Source organism: Streptomyces spongiae (assembly GCF_009377185.1).
Lineage (GTDB): Bacteria > Actinomycetota > Actinomycetes > Streptomycetales > Streptomycetaceae > Streptomyces > Streptomyces spongiae.
The window spans coordinates 1-13,276 of the sequence record NZ_VJZC01000264.1 but is presented as its reverse complement, the minus strand read 5'-3'; the positions used below and the strand labels follow the sequence as shown (position 1 = coordinate 13,276).

General features: G+C 66.4%; 11 protein-coding genes and 1 pseudogene. 4 read left to right on the top strand and 8 right to left on the bottom strand.

Features of this window, described 5'->3' with window-relative positions; all coding sequences use genetic code 11:
• Window positions 1-774 precede the first annotated feature (774 nt).
• From FNH08_RS28955 to FNH08_RS28945, 3 genes are all read right to left on the bottom strand, one after another.
• Window positions 775-1,731 (bottom strand): alpha/beta hydrolase, encoded by a 957-nt coding sequence (locus tag FNH08_RS28955; RefSeq protein WP_194238654.1) that lies wholly within the window; start codon window positions 1,729-1,731, stop codon window positions 775-777.
• Between the two features lie 89 nt (window positions 1,732-1,820).
• Entirely contained in the window at window positions 1,821-2,807 is a 987-nt protein-coding gene (locus tag FNH08_RS28950) for an NADPH:quinone reductase (protein WP_322725650.1), read from the bottom strand.
• 55 nt (window positions 2,808-2,862) lie between these two features.
• Window positions 2,863-4,599 (bottom strand): CocE/NonD family hydrolase, encoded by a 1,737-nt coding sequence (locus FNH08_RS28945; protein ID WP_322725648.1) that lies wholly within the window; start codon window positions 4,597-4,599, stop codon window positions 2,863-2,865.
• A 332-nt stretch (window positions 4,600-4,931) separates the two neighbouring features.
• On the opposite strand from FNH08_RS28945, the gene FNH08_RS28940 reads away from it, so the two are divergent.
• The 4 genes from FNH08_RS28940 (at window position 4,932) to FNH08_RS54105 (ending at window position 8,783) form a co-directional block, all read left to right on the top strand.
• Window positions 4,932-6,113: an FAD binding domain-containing protein gene (locus FNH08_RS28940; RefSeq protein ID WP_152774480.1), complete on the top strand. Its 1,182-nt coding sequence runs from the start codon at window positions 4,932-4,934 to the stop codon at window positions 6,111-6,113.
• Between the two features lie 16 nt (window positions 6,114-6,129).
• Window positions 6,130-6,597, top strand: a complete 468-nt coding sequence (locus FNH08_RS28935) for a cupin domain-containing protein (protein WP_228034415.1) — start codon at window positions 6,130-6,132, stop codon at window positions 6,595-6,597.
• A gap of 90 nt (window positions 6,598-6,687) precedes the next feature.
• On the top strand, window positions 6,688-8,418 hold the full coding sequence (locus tag FNH08_RS28930; protein WP_152774479.1) for a helix-turn-helix domain-containing protein: 1,731 nt from the start codon (window positions 6,688-6,690) through the stop codon (window positions 8,416-8,418).
• Window positions 8,419-8,504: 86 nt separating this feature from the next.
• Window positions 8,505-8,783: an AMP-binding protein gene (locus tag FNH08_RS54105; RefSeq protein ID WP_152774478.1), complete on the top strand. Its 279-nt coding sequence runs from the start codon at window positions 8,505-8,507 to the stop codon at window positions 8,781-8,783.
• Between the two features lie 223 nt (window positions 8,784-9,006).
• Here the strand turns inward: FNH08_RS54105 and FNH08_RS28920 are convergent, their stop codons facing one another.
• From FNH08_RS28920 to FNH08_RS52330, 5 genes and pseudogenes are all read right to left on the bottom strand, one after another.
• The gene (locus tag FNH08_RS28920) at window positions 9,007-9,927 is read right to left on the bottom strand and encodes an alpha/beta hydrolase (protein WP_152774477.1); all 921 of its coding nucleotides are present in this window, start codon (window positions 9,925-9,927) and stop codon (window positions 9,007-9,009) included.
• A complete protein-coding gene (locus FNH08_RS28915; RefSeq protein ID WP_152774476.1) occupies window positions 9,924-10,112 on the bottom strand; it encodes a hypothetical protein in 189 nt (62 codons plus the stop codon). Before FNH08_RS28915 ends, FNH08_RS28920 begins: the two co-directional genes overlap by 4 nt.
• 293 nt (window positions 10,113-10,405) lie before the next feature.
• Window positions 10,406-11,323, bottom strand: a complete 918-nt coding sequence (locus tag FNH08_RS28910) for an alpha/beta hydrolase (protein WP_152774475.1) — start codon at window positions 11,321-11,323, stop codon at window positions 10,406-10,408.
• A gap of 245 nt (window positions 11,324-11,568) precedes the next feature.
• Window positions 11,569-12,384, bottom strand: a complete 816-nt coding sequence (locus FNH08_RS28905; protein WP_152774474.1) for an oxidoreductase — start codon at window positions 12,382-12,384, stop codon at window positions 11,569-11,571.
• A gap of 332 nt (window positions 12,385-12,716) precedes the next feature.
• Window positions 12,717-13,191, bottom strand: a pseudogene (locus FNH08_RS52330) (ADP-ribosylglycohydrolase family protein); the annotation flags it as partial.
• Window positions 13,192-13,276 lie beyond the last annotated feature (85 nt).

Here is a 13,276-nt window from a genome sequence, read left to right as displayed (position 1 = left end):
GCCCCGCCGGGTTTCGGCGGGGCCACCCCTCAGCAGCCTGTCCTGCTCCCCAGGCTCGTTCCCCGCGCGGGGGCATCACACCGTGGCCGAGGTCGGACAGTACGCCCCCTCGGGTCGGCGCTCGACCGGGCAGACGCACCGCTTCCCTCACCGGCTCGCCTTGCCGGCCAGGAAGGGCCGCAAATGCGCCAGCAGGGCCTCCGGCCGCTCCTCGGGGATGAAGTGGCCGCACTCCGGGATCTCGGCCCGGTCACGTCGTCGGCACAGGCCTGCGAGATCTCCAGTGTCGGTAGGCGGTCAGGCAGCCCCGTGGAACCGCACAGCGCCAGCATCGGCATAGTGAGACGGCGGCCTTCGGCGGCGACACGACAGAGCGGCCGGCTGACGGAACACTGACGGAGGAGTCCTCAGCTCACTCGGGCAACCTCATGCGAAAGGCTGGGCCGGGGACGCTCTCGATGTCCTTGATCTGCACCGGCCCAGCCCCGGATCGCGGTGGCCCCGTTCGCAGCGAATCTGGACGTCGACGTGCGCGCCGACAGCTTCTCGGCTGCCGTGCGGTCAGTGACGTGCGAAAGCAGCGGGGCGCATACCGCCTTGACCATCAGGCACGGAAGCGTGTCGCGTTCGGCGGCTGCGCGCTCGGCGACGAGCTCGGTGAGCTGCCGAATCACACGCCGAACGCTGCTGTCGCCCTCAGACCGCGAGGTCGCCGGCGAGGCCGACCCCGAACCTCCGGGCGACTTCGCCTTCCGGTCTCCGACCCGCCGCCCCTCAGGGAGTGGCCTTGCCCAGATGGGTCTCGAACCAACGGGCTGCGGCGTCGGTGACAAGGTCCCGGGAAAGGTGGGGCCAGTACACCCCGTAGTGTCCCCCGGAGATCATCACGAGCTCCTTGGGCTCAAGCGCCGCATCATAGGCTTCCAGAGCGAGCGAGGGCGGAGTGGTCTGGTCGTCGCTGGCGACGACCATCAGCAGAGGCGTCGGGCTGATGCGGCGCATGAACGGACGCACGTCGTACGCCAGCGCCCGTCCGGTCGATCGGATGGTCACGCTGTTGATCCATCCTTCGGCGGGGCCTTGGGGACCACCCACGAGGTACTCGTAGTCCGCCGCGTCCTCGAAGAGGACCGGGTGGTCAGCCGGATCGGTCGGCATCCGCACCAGCTGGATACGGCCGGGCTCCTCACCCTTGAGCCTTCCTTGCCTGTCCTGGTCCATGTTGTCGTTGATCGCGGCGAGCGCGCCTTGGCCGTTTCCCAGTACGAATTGGTCGTAACCGGAGATGAAGGGCACTTGGCTGACGACAGCTTTCACCCGGCGGTCCATGGCGGCCACGACGAGCACCATCGCCCCGCTGTAGCTTGAGCCCCACAGGCCGATGCGGTCGCTGTCGAGCGCTGGATGTTGCTCCACGAAGGACAGGGCCATCTGCAAGTCCCGCTCCTGTGCGACAGGATCGATGTCCTGGCGCGGTTCCCCGTCGCTGTTGCCGCACGTCTGCTGGTCGTACAGCAGGACTCCGAACCCCCGGGCGACGAAGGCGTCGGCGACGAATTCGAGGCGGGTGATCGACGAAGAGAATCCAGGGGTCATCACGATGGTGGGATGCGGGCCCTCGGAGGCCGGGGTCATCACCCAGCCACGCAGGATGACCCCGTTGTCGGCGCGAAACTCGATGTCTTCCTTCACCGACGTGGCCGCAGCCACATCCTGGTTCTTCAGGCTCATTTCTCTATACCTCCGGTATGACGGTTGACGGCTGCTCGGGCAGCGCCGATGTGTGGGGCGGGCAGTCCCGGCCGGTTCGGGCAGGGACGTCATGCGGACAGGTCAAGGAGAACTTTTCCGACGATTCCGGACTCGACCGCCCTGTGGGCATCCGCGATGCGCTCCAGCGGATAGAGGTGGACGGGCAGCCCGCAGGCTTCACCCCCGCCGATCACCCCGGCTGCCAGCGCCCTGTCGATGGATGCGACGGCGTTATCGAGAACGGCGTCGGTCATCTTGTACAGCAGTACGAAGTGCCAGGTGACGCTCAGAGTCATCTGGGATCGGACCGGCATGAGGATGTCGTCGCCGCCGTTGTTGGCATAGACCACGATCAGGCCGTGCGGCGCGATGACCGCGAGGTCCAGACCGACGTTGGTGGACGGCGAGACCTCAACGACGATGTCCACCCCGCCCGGCGCGAGTCGCCGTATCTCGGCGGCGGCGTCCTGCGTGCGGTAGTTCACCACCATCCGGGCACCGGCGGCCCTCGCAAGGCGGGCCTTGGCTTCGCTGCTGACGGTCGTGATCACCCGCGCGCCGGCCCACGTCGCCAGCTGGATCGCGGCATTGCCGACGGCGCCGGCTCCCCCCGCGACCAGCACGGTCACCCCTGCGAGCACCCCCGGTCCGAGCTGAGTCGGGCCTTGGGCACGGAGTGTCAGCGCGTGATGAGCGGTGATGAAGGGGACCCCGAGGCCGGCGCCCAGCTCCAGAGAGGCCGTGTCGGGCAGCGGGCGGACCAGTCGGGCCGGCACCGTGGCGTACTCCTGCGCGGTCCCCTCCAAGCGCTTGAAGGCGACGAGCCACAACCACACCCTGTCCCCCGGCACGAGGTCCTCGACCCCCGGGCCGACGGCGTCCACGATCCCCGAGCCGTCGAGGTGCGGAACCTGAACCTGCCCGTCGGGGATCGGCATGTGGATGCCGCCGATGCGGGTCTTCCAGTCGGTCGGGTTGACGCCTGAGTAGCGGATCCTCACCCGAACCTCACCCGGGCCCGGATCTCGTACGGGGAGGTCGACGATGCGGAGCACATCGCGACCTCCTGTGGTTGCGTAACCTGCGGCTCTGATCTTCATCACTCCTTTTCTAAGTCCTTGTTGCCGGGACGATCGGGAGGCGGAGAAAGGATGTGTGCTTGCCCCCCAGATGAATCGAAGTGCGTCCGCTGAAGACGGACGCTGAACGATCCGACGGATCGTTGTGCAGGAAAGGTCCTGAACCCTGCATTGGGTTTTTGAAGTTCGAGAGTCGGCTATCCGGTGCCGAGTCGTAAACCCAGTCGGAGCCCCGCAGGGTCAAACTGAGACGCCAGCCCGGTGGGAGGACCACGCTGGTGGGCCACAGCTCGACATCGAGTTGGTAGATCTCGTAGGGAATGACCTCGGATTTCCGCTCATGCGAATGGAACGGCCGGTACGGTGTGCTGAAACGCTCATCGAGCTCCCGGTGCGACATTCGCAACCACCCCTTCGTCACTGCGCTGAAGGGGTCGATGGCGCCCTGGAAGACCTGCTCGTTCCCGGCCGGGTCAAAGGCGCGCAGCACTGCGAAGATGTCCGCGTCCGTGGAGGTGGTGGATACGAAGAGACGGCAGGCAACCGGTCCCGTGATCTCGGTGGTCTCCTCCATCGGTTCGGTGGTCCAGGAGACGCCCTCGCCGTTGACGTCAAAGGAAACGACCGATTCGGTGGCGGCACCAGGGTGCAGTCTGTCGATGTCCAGTTGCAGATCGGTCCAAGTCGTCCCGGGAAGTGGCCACGCGTCTTCGTGTCGCACCTCCGTCGTGCCGTCGACGTGCCGAACCTTCATCTGGATGCGGGGCTGTTCGCCCCAGCGGTTGTCTGCACCCTTGAGGAAGTGATCGAAAAACCGGCGCTGGAGGTCCACGCCATAGTCGGTGTAGAACTCCACCCAGTGTTCACCGTCATGGATCTCAAGCCATTTCTGCGTCGACGATGCCCTGCAAAAGCCTTCGATGTTGCCGCGAAGGTGCAGTCCCTGCCCACCCCAGTTGCCGGCGGACAGCAGCGGCACATCAACTTGGGACAGATCAGCCTGGCGCTCGCGGTAGGCGTCGACGAACTCGTTGTCGCGGTGAAACCTCGGCAGGTCGGCCCGGTTGGCAGCGAGTTCGGATTCACTCAGCGTCTGATCGCCACAGACCAGTTCACCGGTTGCCGCGCTCCGGGGTCCCGCCTCCCCTCGTCCGTGCTGGACCGGCAGCACTTGCATCTCGTACCAGTTCAGCAGCATCGTGCTCAGAATTCCGCCATGGCGTGCACCCTCTCGGTAGAAGTCGGAGGCGCCCTCCCATACGCAGATCGCTGCGAGCGGCCCTGGCTTCAGCGCGGCCACCCGCCACTGATTCATCCCGTAATATGATATTCCGCTCAGGCCGACCTTTCCGTTACTCCACGCCTGTCGGCCCGCCCATTCGATGCATTCACGAAAATCCTCGGTCTCTCGCGCGGAAAACGGGTCCAGAAAGCCAGGAGACCGGCCGGCCCCACGAGAATCCACGCGAACGAGGGCGTAGCCATGGGGAACCCACTTCTCCGGGTCCGCCACCTCCCAGCACTGGTGAACGTTGGTCGACCCAGTCACTGTGTCCAGATGTTCCTCAGCCATCTTGCGCCATGCCGTCGGGTACCCGTCGGCGAACGCCAGACCTTTCCCGTAGGGCCCGTAGGTCATGAGCGTCGGATGTGCCAGTCCGTCATTCGGGCGGAAGACGTCAGCTCGCAGAACGATGCCGTCGTCCATCTCGATCGGCACGTCTCGTTCGACAAGCATCATCTTCGCCACTTGTTCCTGCGTATCCACGTCAGCCTCCACTCTTGCGCCTGCCACCGGGAACACTCGTCCACATCGACGGCTCTGGTTCGCGAGAACGGGCGATGCGGACTCGACGAATTCAACCGTCGACGCGCTCGACCAAAGACCACGGCGATCTACATCCGCTCGATTGGCCGCGCCATATCGAGGTCAGTCCAGAATGCCGCGGTGGAACGGCCCGGCGGCATGTGCTCACGCACATTACCCGTCGCCTGCAATGTGGCCCCGAACATAGCCACGGTTCCACCGCCCTCCGAGACTGAATGCCCGAGGCATCGAGCAGGTGCGCCGATGCCTCCCGCAACCGGGGAGGTCGACGCATGCGCGAACCGAAGTCCCGTCGGGCGGTCGTCGTCGGAGGTTCGATCGGTGGTCTCACCACTGCGCTGCTGCTGCGTGACCTCGGCTGGGATGTCGACGTCTTCGAGCGATCGACTCGCAATGACGCCCGCGGCGGCGGCATCGTGCTGCAGCCGGACACGATCCGCTGGTTCACCGAACGCAGTACGCAGGCGCTGGAGAGCCTCACTACCTCTACAAATCTCGTCCAGTACCTGGGCGGCGACAACAACGTAACCCACCGCGAGTACGCGCAGTGGTCCTACAGCTCGTGGGCGACCCTCCACTCGGCGCTGCTGCGGGACTTCGGGGTCGAACGTTATAGGCGCGGACACCGCGCCGTGGCAGTCACTCAGGACGCGTCGACTGCGACCGTCGAGTTCGACAATGGCAGCTTTGCCACCGGCGACCTCGTGGTATTCGCCGACGGGGTGAACTCAGTGGGCCGGCATTACGTCTCGCCTAACACATCCATCCGGTATTCCGGCTACATCGGTTGGCGCGGCCTCGTGCCGGAGCGTCTGTTGAGCAGCGAAACGAGTGCGGTTCTTGGCAGTTCCGTGACCTACGCGGTTGTGCCGGACTCACACATCGTGATGTATCCCGTGCCCAGCCCAATCACGGACGGCAGAACCGAAAGGCTTATGAACTTCGTCTGGTATCGCAACGTTCCGGCGGGACGCCGACTCGATCAGTTCGTCGGCGGCGCATCCGATGGGGTTCTGTCGTTGCATCCAGAGCAGGTTCCGCGCATCGAGGTCGAACGGATGCAGACTGACGCAGCTCGCGACCTACCGCCCGCAGCGGCCGAGGTTGCTTCACGCTGCGTCGCTCCTTACGTCCAGGTCGTCAGCGACATTCGCGCCGCGCAGATGGTCCGGGGCCGGGTCGCGATACTCGGTGACGCCGCATGCGCCGCTCGCCCGCACGCGGCGGCCGGCACGGCCAAGGCCGCTGCCGACGCGTGGAGTCTGGCCACGGCGATCGAAAAGGCGGGCGGCAACCTGGACCAGGCCCTTCAGGTCTGGGAGCCGGTTCAACTCGCCCTGAGCGCTCAACTTGAGTCGCGCGTGCAGGCCATGGGTGAGCGTGCACAGTTCGACAACTCCTGGCGCCCGGAGGATCCCGAACTGCGGTTCGGTCTCTACGGGCCCGGAACCTGACGGAAACGGAGGGAGCATGATGAGTGAGAGATCCCGGGACAACGGACAAAGGCCCGTCGCGAGCAGCCTTGATCTGCCTCTGGCAGGCGAACTGACCGCCAGCGACTTTGCCGGCTGGACCGATGAGCTGGTCGAAGAGTTCCGCGTTCACGCGCAGGACGGGCATGTGGGTTCGCGTCTGCTCAGCGAAGACCCCCGTGTCCGGGTCTGGGAAATTCGGCTGGCACCTGGCGAACGATGGCACGCTCATCGTCACGTGCTCGACTACTTCTGGACAGCCATCACGTCCGGCCACAGCATTCAGCATACGCACGACGGAACGACTCGCGCAGTACACTACAAAGCAGGCGAAACACGCCATTTTGAATTCGAGCGCGGCGAGTTTCTGCTTCATGACATCGAAAACGTGGGTGAAGCCGATCTCGTATTCACGACTGTCGAACATCTCGACAGCGAGAACTCACCCCTTCCGATCGAGCCTTGAGGGCACAGCCTCCAGGAGTGCTCCTGTCATACCCTTGAGCCGGGATCACGGGCGACCATCACCTGCGAGTCGTCGGGTTGGAGGCACCTCTTGAGCGAGCCGATGCCCCACGAAGTGACGCCGACCACCGTGTGGATCGCGGCGCTTGAGTTGCTGGCCCGTCAGGCCGGGGCAGGGAGTTCTTCCGAAGACCTGCACCAGAGACTGGTCGCGGTGGGGCGCCAGCTCACCGGGTTCGACTTCTGCGCAGTTCTTCTCCCCGACGAGTCAAGAACTCAGCTGCTCATCCGCGCCTGGGCGGGTCTGGACACCTTCTACGTCGAGCAGATCAACTCCCGTAACCCGTTGACGCTCGGTAGCACGGCGAGACAGTCTCCCTCCAGCAGGGCCTATACCTCCGGAGTCTCCGTCTGGGTATCTGACATCACGCAGCACGCTGACTTCACGCAGTGGTCCGGTCCTGCGCGGGCGCAGGGTTACAGGACGCTGTTGGCTGTGCCGCTGCGAGCGGGCGATCAGATCGTCGGGACCTTCAACTGTTACAACAGAGAGGTCATCGCCCCGGATCCCCAGCTTCGTCACTTGGTGGAGGCCCTGACGGATTTTGCGAGCGCTGCTCTCGAAATCACGCGGCTCCGCCAGGCGGAGACCGGCCGGATGAATCAGCTCGAGGATCTCAACCAGGAACTGCGCGACCGGCAGGTGCGGGACGAGCGGTCTCAGGAGTTGCATCGTCGCCTTACCGACGTGGCGCTCACCAACTCGGATCTCGCCCACCTCGCACAGGAGTCCGCGCAGATGGTGGGTGCCGGCTTCCTGAGGATCGTCGACGAATCGGGTTTCGTGCTGGCCCAGGCAGGCTCCGACTCGGTCGAAGACCCGGCGCCGGAGGACTCGAACTCTGCAGTGGTTCTCCTGCACGGGGAGGCAGCTGCACGCATCGAAGCTTTCGGCGTGACCCTCGACCCCGACATGGCGGCTCGCGCACTGGAGCATGCGGCGACCGTCTGCGCGCTTCTCCTCCTGCGCGACCGGACCGCGGCCGAGGCCGAAGCACGCTTCAGAGACGATCTGATCGGGGACCTGTGTTCCGGCGACCCTGAGCGCCGCACTGCGGCCCGGCAGCGTGCGCTGCGAGCGAACCTGCTGGTCGATGAGGTTCAGGTAGTCGTGATGAAGGATCAGAGCGAAGGCAGTGCCGCGAAAGCCGACAACTCGCCGCTCGGGCGCCGGATGCGATCCATTTCGAGCCGACGGCCCCGCCTTGTGTGCGGCCGGCTCGGCGACTACTGGGTCGCTCTCTGGCCGGCCGAGGAAGGCGCAGGGGACATAGCTGCCACCCTCAGGCACAGCGCGATCGGCTCTCAGGTACACGCAGTAGTGGCCTCTGCCAGCGGTTCAGGAGACCTGGCCAGGGCATTCCGGATGGCACGAGGCGCGCTTGAACTCGGCGGCTCCCAGGCTCCGCTGGTGCGCACCATCGAGGACCTGGGGGTGGTGGGCCTGTTGCTCCAGCTGGAGGACCAAACGGCCGTCGCGAGCTTCAGTGATCGCGTGCTGGGTGCACTGCGCCAGAGCGATCTCGAGCGCTCGACAGACCTGATCCTCACCCTGCGAACCTACTTGGCCCATGATTGCCGCGCCGATGTGTCCGCTCAAGAGCTCTTCGTTCACAAGAACACGATCTCCCAGCGGCTTCGGCGCATCGAGAAGCTGACAGGACTCTCTCTCGCAAGTCCTTCAGACATCTTGCAGTTCAGTGCCGCCTTGGCAGCTGACGGCATCCGGGCAGCATCCGGCCCTTCTGCAACCGAGCGCTAGTCCGTCCCCCTCTCCTGAGCTCTTTGGGCACGCAGTTTTGTCGCGTGTCGGGGTAACCCTTCGCTCGGCGTACGGGAAGAGTCACCATGTACAGCCTTGCCACCGTTCTCGCGCTGTCCACCGGCGCCTTCGCCGAGAGGGACGCGATCGTAACCGTGGATTCTCGCCTGACGTACCGGCAGGTGAATGGCGACGCGGACCGATTCGCAAACCTCCTGGCGTCGAAGGGGCTCCGCCCCGGTGACGAAGTCGCTCTTCGATTTCCGCGTGAGTTCGGAGAGCACGCGAAGCCGGTGCGCCTTCGCCGCCGTCGCCGACCCACAGGCCGAGGGTGTCGCGGTGTCCCTCGGCGGTGGCGTGGGTAGTGAGCTGGCCCTCCGCCACGGCCGGGAGCCGGGCCGTTTCGGTCGGCCCGCTCTCACTGAGGTCGACGGCAGCTACGCGCTCACCGCCCGAGATGTCCTCGATCCCGCTGGTGGCGCCGTGAGGACGGAACCCTTCTCCGCGATCTGCATGTCCTCTGCCTTCAGTTTCGGTGTCGCCGTTTCCATGAACCGTTCAGAGACCGCCGACATTCGGTCTTCGGCCTCACAGTGCGCGCTTCAGCGCGCGCGCCTGCCGGCGCCAGAACTCCCGCGAGATTTCGGCCTTGGGAAACACGAGGTCGAAGCCGTGGAAAGCGCCGGGGATGACGTCGAGGTCGCAGGGGACGCCGCTGTCGCTGAGCCGGCGCGCGTACTCGACGTCTTCGTCGTGGAAGAGGTCGAGGGTGCCGACGCCGATCCAGGCCGGGGGGAGGCCGGTGAGATCCTCGCGGCGGGCGGCGGCCGCGTAGGGGGAGACGTCGGGGCCCGCGACGGCGTCGCCGAGGTAGGACGACCAGCCGTACCGGTTGCTCTTGGGCGTCCAGACACGCACCTTGAGGGTGTCCAGGTCGGTTCTCGTCGTCGTGCGGTCGTCCAGCATGGGGTAGAGGAGCAGCTGGAACGCCGGGCGGATCTCGGCCCGGTCATGGGCGAGCAGCGCGAGGGCCGCGGCGATTCCGCCGCCCGCGCTGGCACCGCCGATCGCGATGCGGTCGACGTCGATGTGCAGGTCGTCGGCTCGCTCGGCCAGTCCGCGCAGCGCGGCGTAGGCGTCCTCGACCGCGGCGGGCGCGGGATGGTCCGGCCCCAGTCGGTAACGGACCGCGGCGACGGTGATGCCGAGCTCGCGGGCGAAGGCGATGTTCGTACGGTCGTCCTGCTCGGGAGCGCCGAAGATCAGGCCGCCTCCGTGGATCCAGAGCAGCGCCGGAGCCGCTGTCTTCAGGCCGGTCGGCTGGAAGACGCGAAGCGAGACGGACGGTGCGCCCTTGGGGCCGGGCACGACGATCTCCTGAACCGTGACGTCCGGTCCTGGATCGGTCGCGCGCCACTTCACGCTCCGCACGAGGCGCGACGACAGACGGCCGTAGGACACATTGGGGATGAAACGACCTCGTTTGAGGTCGGGGTGGAAGGTACTCATCGGGTCCTCATCGAGGGGGTACGGAATCGTCTGGCCACCCGGTGGCGGGTGTTCGGCGTCGAGAGGGGGGACGGTTCGGCGGGCGTCCGTAGCGCGGCGGATGCCAGGTGGGCTATTCGACGCGGGTGCGTGTCGCGTTCGGCGTCGGTGCGCTCGGCGACGAGTTCGGTGAACTGCCGCGGCACGCGCCGAACTCTGGCGTCGCCTTCCGACCGTGATGTGGTCGGCGAGGCTGGTCCCGAACCTCCGGGCGACTTGGCCAGCCGATCTCCGACCCCCCGCAGCGAGCTTGGTCGCGCGGCGGTGCACGTAGCTGAAGCCGCCGTCGTGGTCAGCCATCCCGGCCGTCGCCTGCCGGACCGGGACGAGTTCGCGTGCGTCGCGGACCTGCGCGCCACTGCAGGCCATGCTCGCGTCCGTTCCCCCGTCCCGATCCGGCAGGCGCGCGAGTCCTGTGCTGCCGCGCCCGTCCGCCAGGTCAGATCTTGGTCTTCTCCCGGACCCAGGCGCCGATCTGTGCGATGGCGGCGTCGGTCTCCGGAATGCGGCCGGCACCGTAGACGTAGGAGTGCTGACCTCCGGGGACCACGACGGTCGTGGTGTCGATTCCGGCGTCCTTGACGCGGGCGGCGAACTCCTCGTCCTCGCCGGCCAAGACCTCGTACGTGCCCCAGGAGACCAGGGTCGGAGGCAGACCGCTCAGGTCCGCCCGGTTGAGGTTGATCCGGGTGTCCGTGAACTCGATGCCGGTGCCGCCGATCCAGGATTCCCGGAAGAACTCCAGCAGTTCCTTGCTGAGGATCTTGTCCGTCCCGGCGTTGGTCGTGATCGTCTCGTTGGCGATCTCGAGGTCGCACCAGGGGGAGATCGACACGATGGCGCCGGGCAGGGGCTGCTTCTTGTCGCGGAGGCGCAGCGCCAGGGCGACGGCGATGAACCCGCCGATCGAGTGGCCGATCGTGATGATGTTTCCGGGCTCGTACCCTTCGGAGAGCAGCCAGTTGAAGGCCGCCTCCGCGTCGTCCACCTGGGCCGGGTACTTGTGTTCCGGTGCGCGCCGGAAGTCCAGAACCAGTACGGGGGCGCCTGCGGCCTTCGCGATGTGGCCGGCGAGCTTCCGGTCGACGGGCGCCGACGCCAGCACGGAGCCCCCGGCGTGGCTGTGCAGGAGGACGTGGTCGGTGTTGGCGTCGACGGGTTCGCACCAGATTCCCGGCACACCGCCCGCGTCCACCTCCCGATAGGTGACGCCTTCCGGCTCCCGGGCCGCGAGATGGACTTGCTCCGCCTGGATGCGCGCAGCCTCCAACTCGGACGGGGGATTCGCCCCTGTGGCCAGCCATTCCGCGAAGTGGATTGCTTCCGGGCTCAGTTCGACTGCAGTCTGCTCAGACATTTGGTAACTCCATGGGGGCCATTTGGCATATCGGTCCGCCCGGACCGGTATCGCCGGGGTTTGTCAGGCGGTGTGGGTGGGGTAGTCGGTGTGGCCGATCTCGTCTGCCACTGCGGTGGCGCCCTCGGCGGCGGGCGGATGCGGTTTCGAAGTAGCCGCCGACCTTGTTCGACCACCGCATCCGCTGCCACCTCGTCGAAGACGCGCCGACATTTCCGGGCGGCTTCGGGCTCGCGAAGTGGGCGTCAGTTCGGCATCCGATTGAACCGGCGGACGATGCGGTCGAAGATCCGGGCCGGTAGGACGCGGTGGAACACGCTGATGCCGGCGGCGGTCGTGCCTGCGGTGCGCCGCAGTTTCGGGTTCTTGTCGGTGGCCGCCGCGACGATCACCTTGGCGACGGTAGCGGGATCGTCGCCGCCGCTGGTGTTCTTCGCCAGCACCTCGTCAAAGGTGCGTCGCCTCGACGCGTAAAGCGGCAATGGGGTGTCGCCCTGCACGCTGTGGTCCCCGAACGGGGTGTTGATCGGGCCGGGCTCCACGAGCAGGATCCGCACGCCGTGCTCGCGGACCTCGTGGTCCAGCGACCCGGAGTAGCCCTCGACCGCGTGCTTTGTCGAGGTGTAGATGGCCATGAACGGGCTGGGGACGAACCCGCTGAGCGAGGAGATGTTGATGACGCGTCCGCTCCGCTGCGCGCGCATGTGCGGCAGCACCGCCTTGGTCATCCGCATGACGCCGTAGACGTTGACGTCGAAGACGTCCTGCGTCCGGGCCACGGAGAACTCCTCGGCGGCGCCGTTGGCGCCGACGCCGGCGTTGTTGACCAGGACGTCGATGCGCCCGAACCGGTCGATCACCTGCTTGACCACGGCGGCGACCGACTCGTCGCTGGTCACGTCGAGATCGAGGTAGCTCACCCCGGCGGGCGCGGTGACCCGCGCGGTGTTGCGAGCGGTTCCGATCACCTCGAAACCCGCCGCGGCGAAGGCGCGGGCCGTCTCCTTGCCCACCCCCGATGAGGCACCCGTCACGAGCACCACCGGTCGAGTTGCCACCATCACGAGCTCCCTTGGTTTTGACGCGCTCCCGCATCTTCTTACGCTCGTATGTCTTACGTTCGTACGACTATATAATGATCGTCAGCCAATGGCAAGTGGCTACGCCCACTGATCCGAGAAGGATTCGAGAAACGTAGGGCGCGACACGGGAAAGGCCATGAGCGGACGACGAGCCGGAGTCGTCGGCTGATCTTCCCTACATAGTCTCTTTTGCCCACTTTGCTCATTTTTCTCCTGGTACGCCTGTCTGGCTACCACGACGGCGAACTGCGAGCTCCGGTCCTTCATGCATGGCAAGAGGCCCCTACCGCCAGGAAGCAAGGGCGGCCAAGCGCGCGTATCGCAGCTTCGAAGCTGGTGGTGTTGCGCAGGGGTCCAGACGGCGGAGCCCAGGCAGGGCCAGACAGCACCGCACCGTTGAACTCGTTCACCTGACCGGGGTGCCAGTCGGGCGCGAGGACGGTGGCGTGGCGACCGCGGTGGTCGGAGTGGACGAGAGCCAGGATGTCCGGGTGCACGGTGAGGGGGTCGGTGTCCTCGAACGAGTGAGGCGGATGAGTTCGTGGAAGATCGCGGTGCCTTCCCAAGCTGCGCGGTCACCGTGGGTGAGGGCAGCCATGCGGTGGCCGCGTTCATGGTGGCTTCCTGGCCGGCGGCCGCGAAGTGGACCGCGGAGGTCGATGCCAGCATCAAGGAGCCGCTTCCGGCTCGTCGTTGGTCGACCTGGAAATGGATCGCGGCGACGAGGTCCTAGGGCATGCCGCTGGTCAGGACGTTTTCGGTCTGCAGGCCGCTGTCCTTCGGTTCGGGCCGCTTGAGCTGCCGTCGGCTCCGCGCAGGTCATCTGCATCCAGGGCATGCCATGGCGAGCCCTGGGGCCCGAACACGGGTC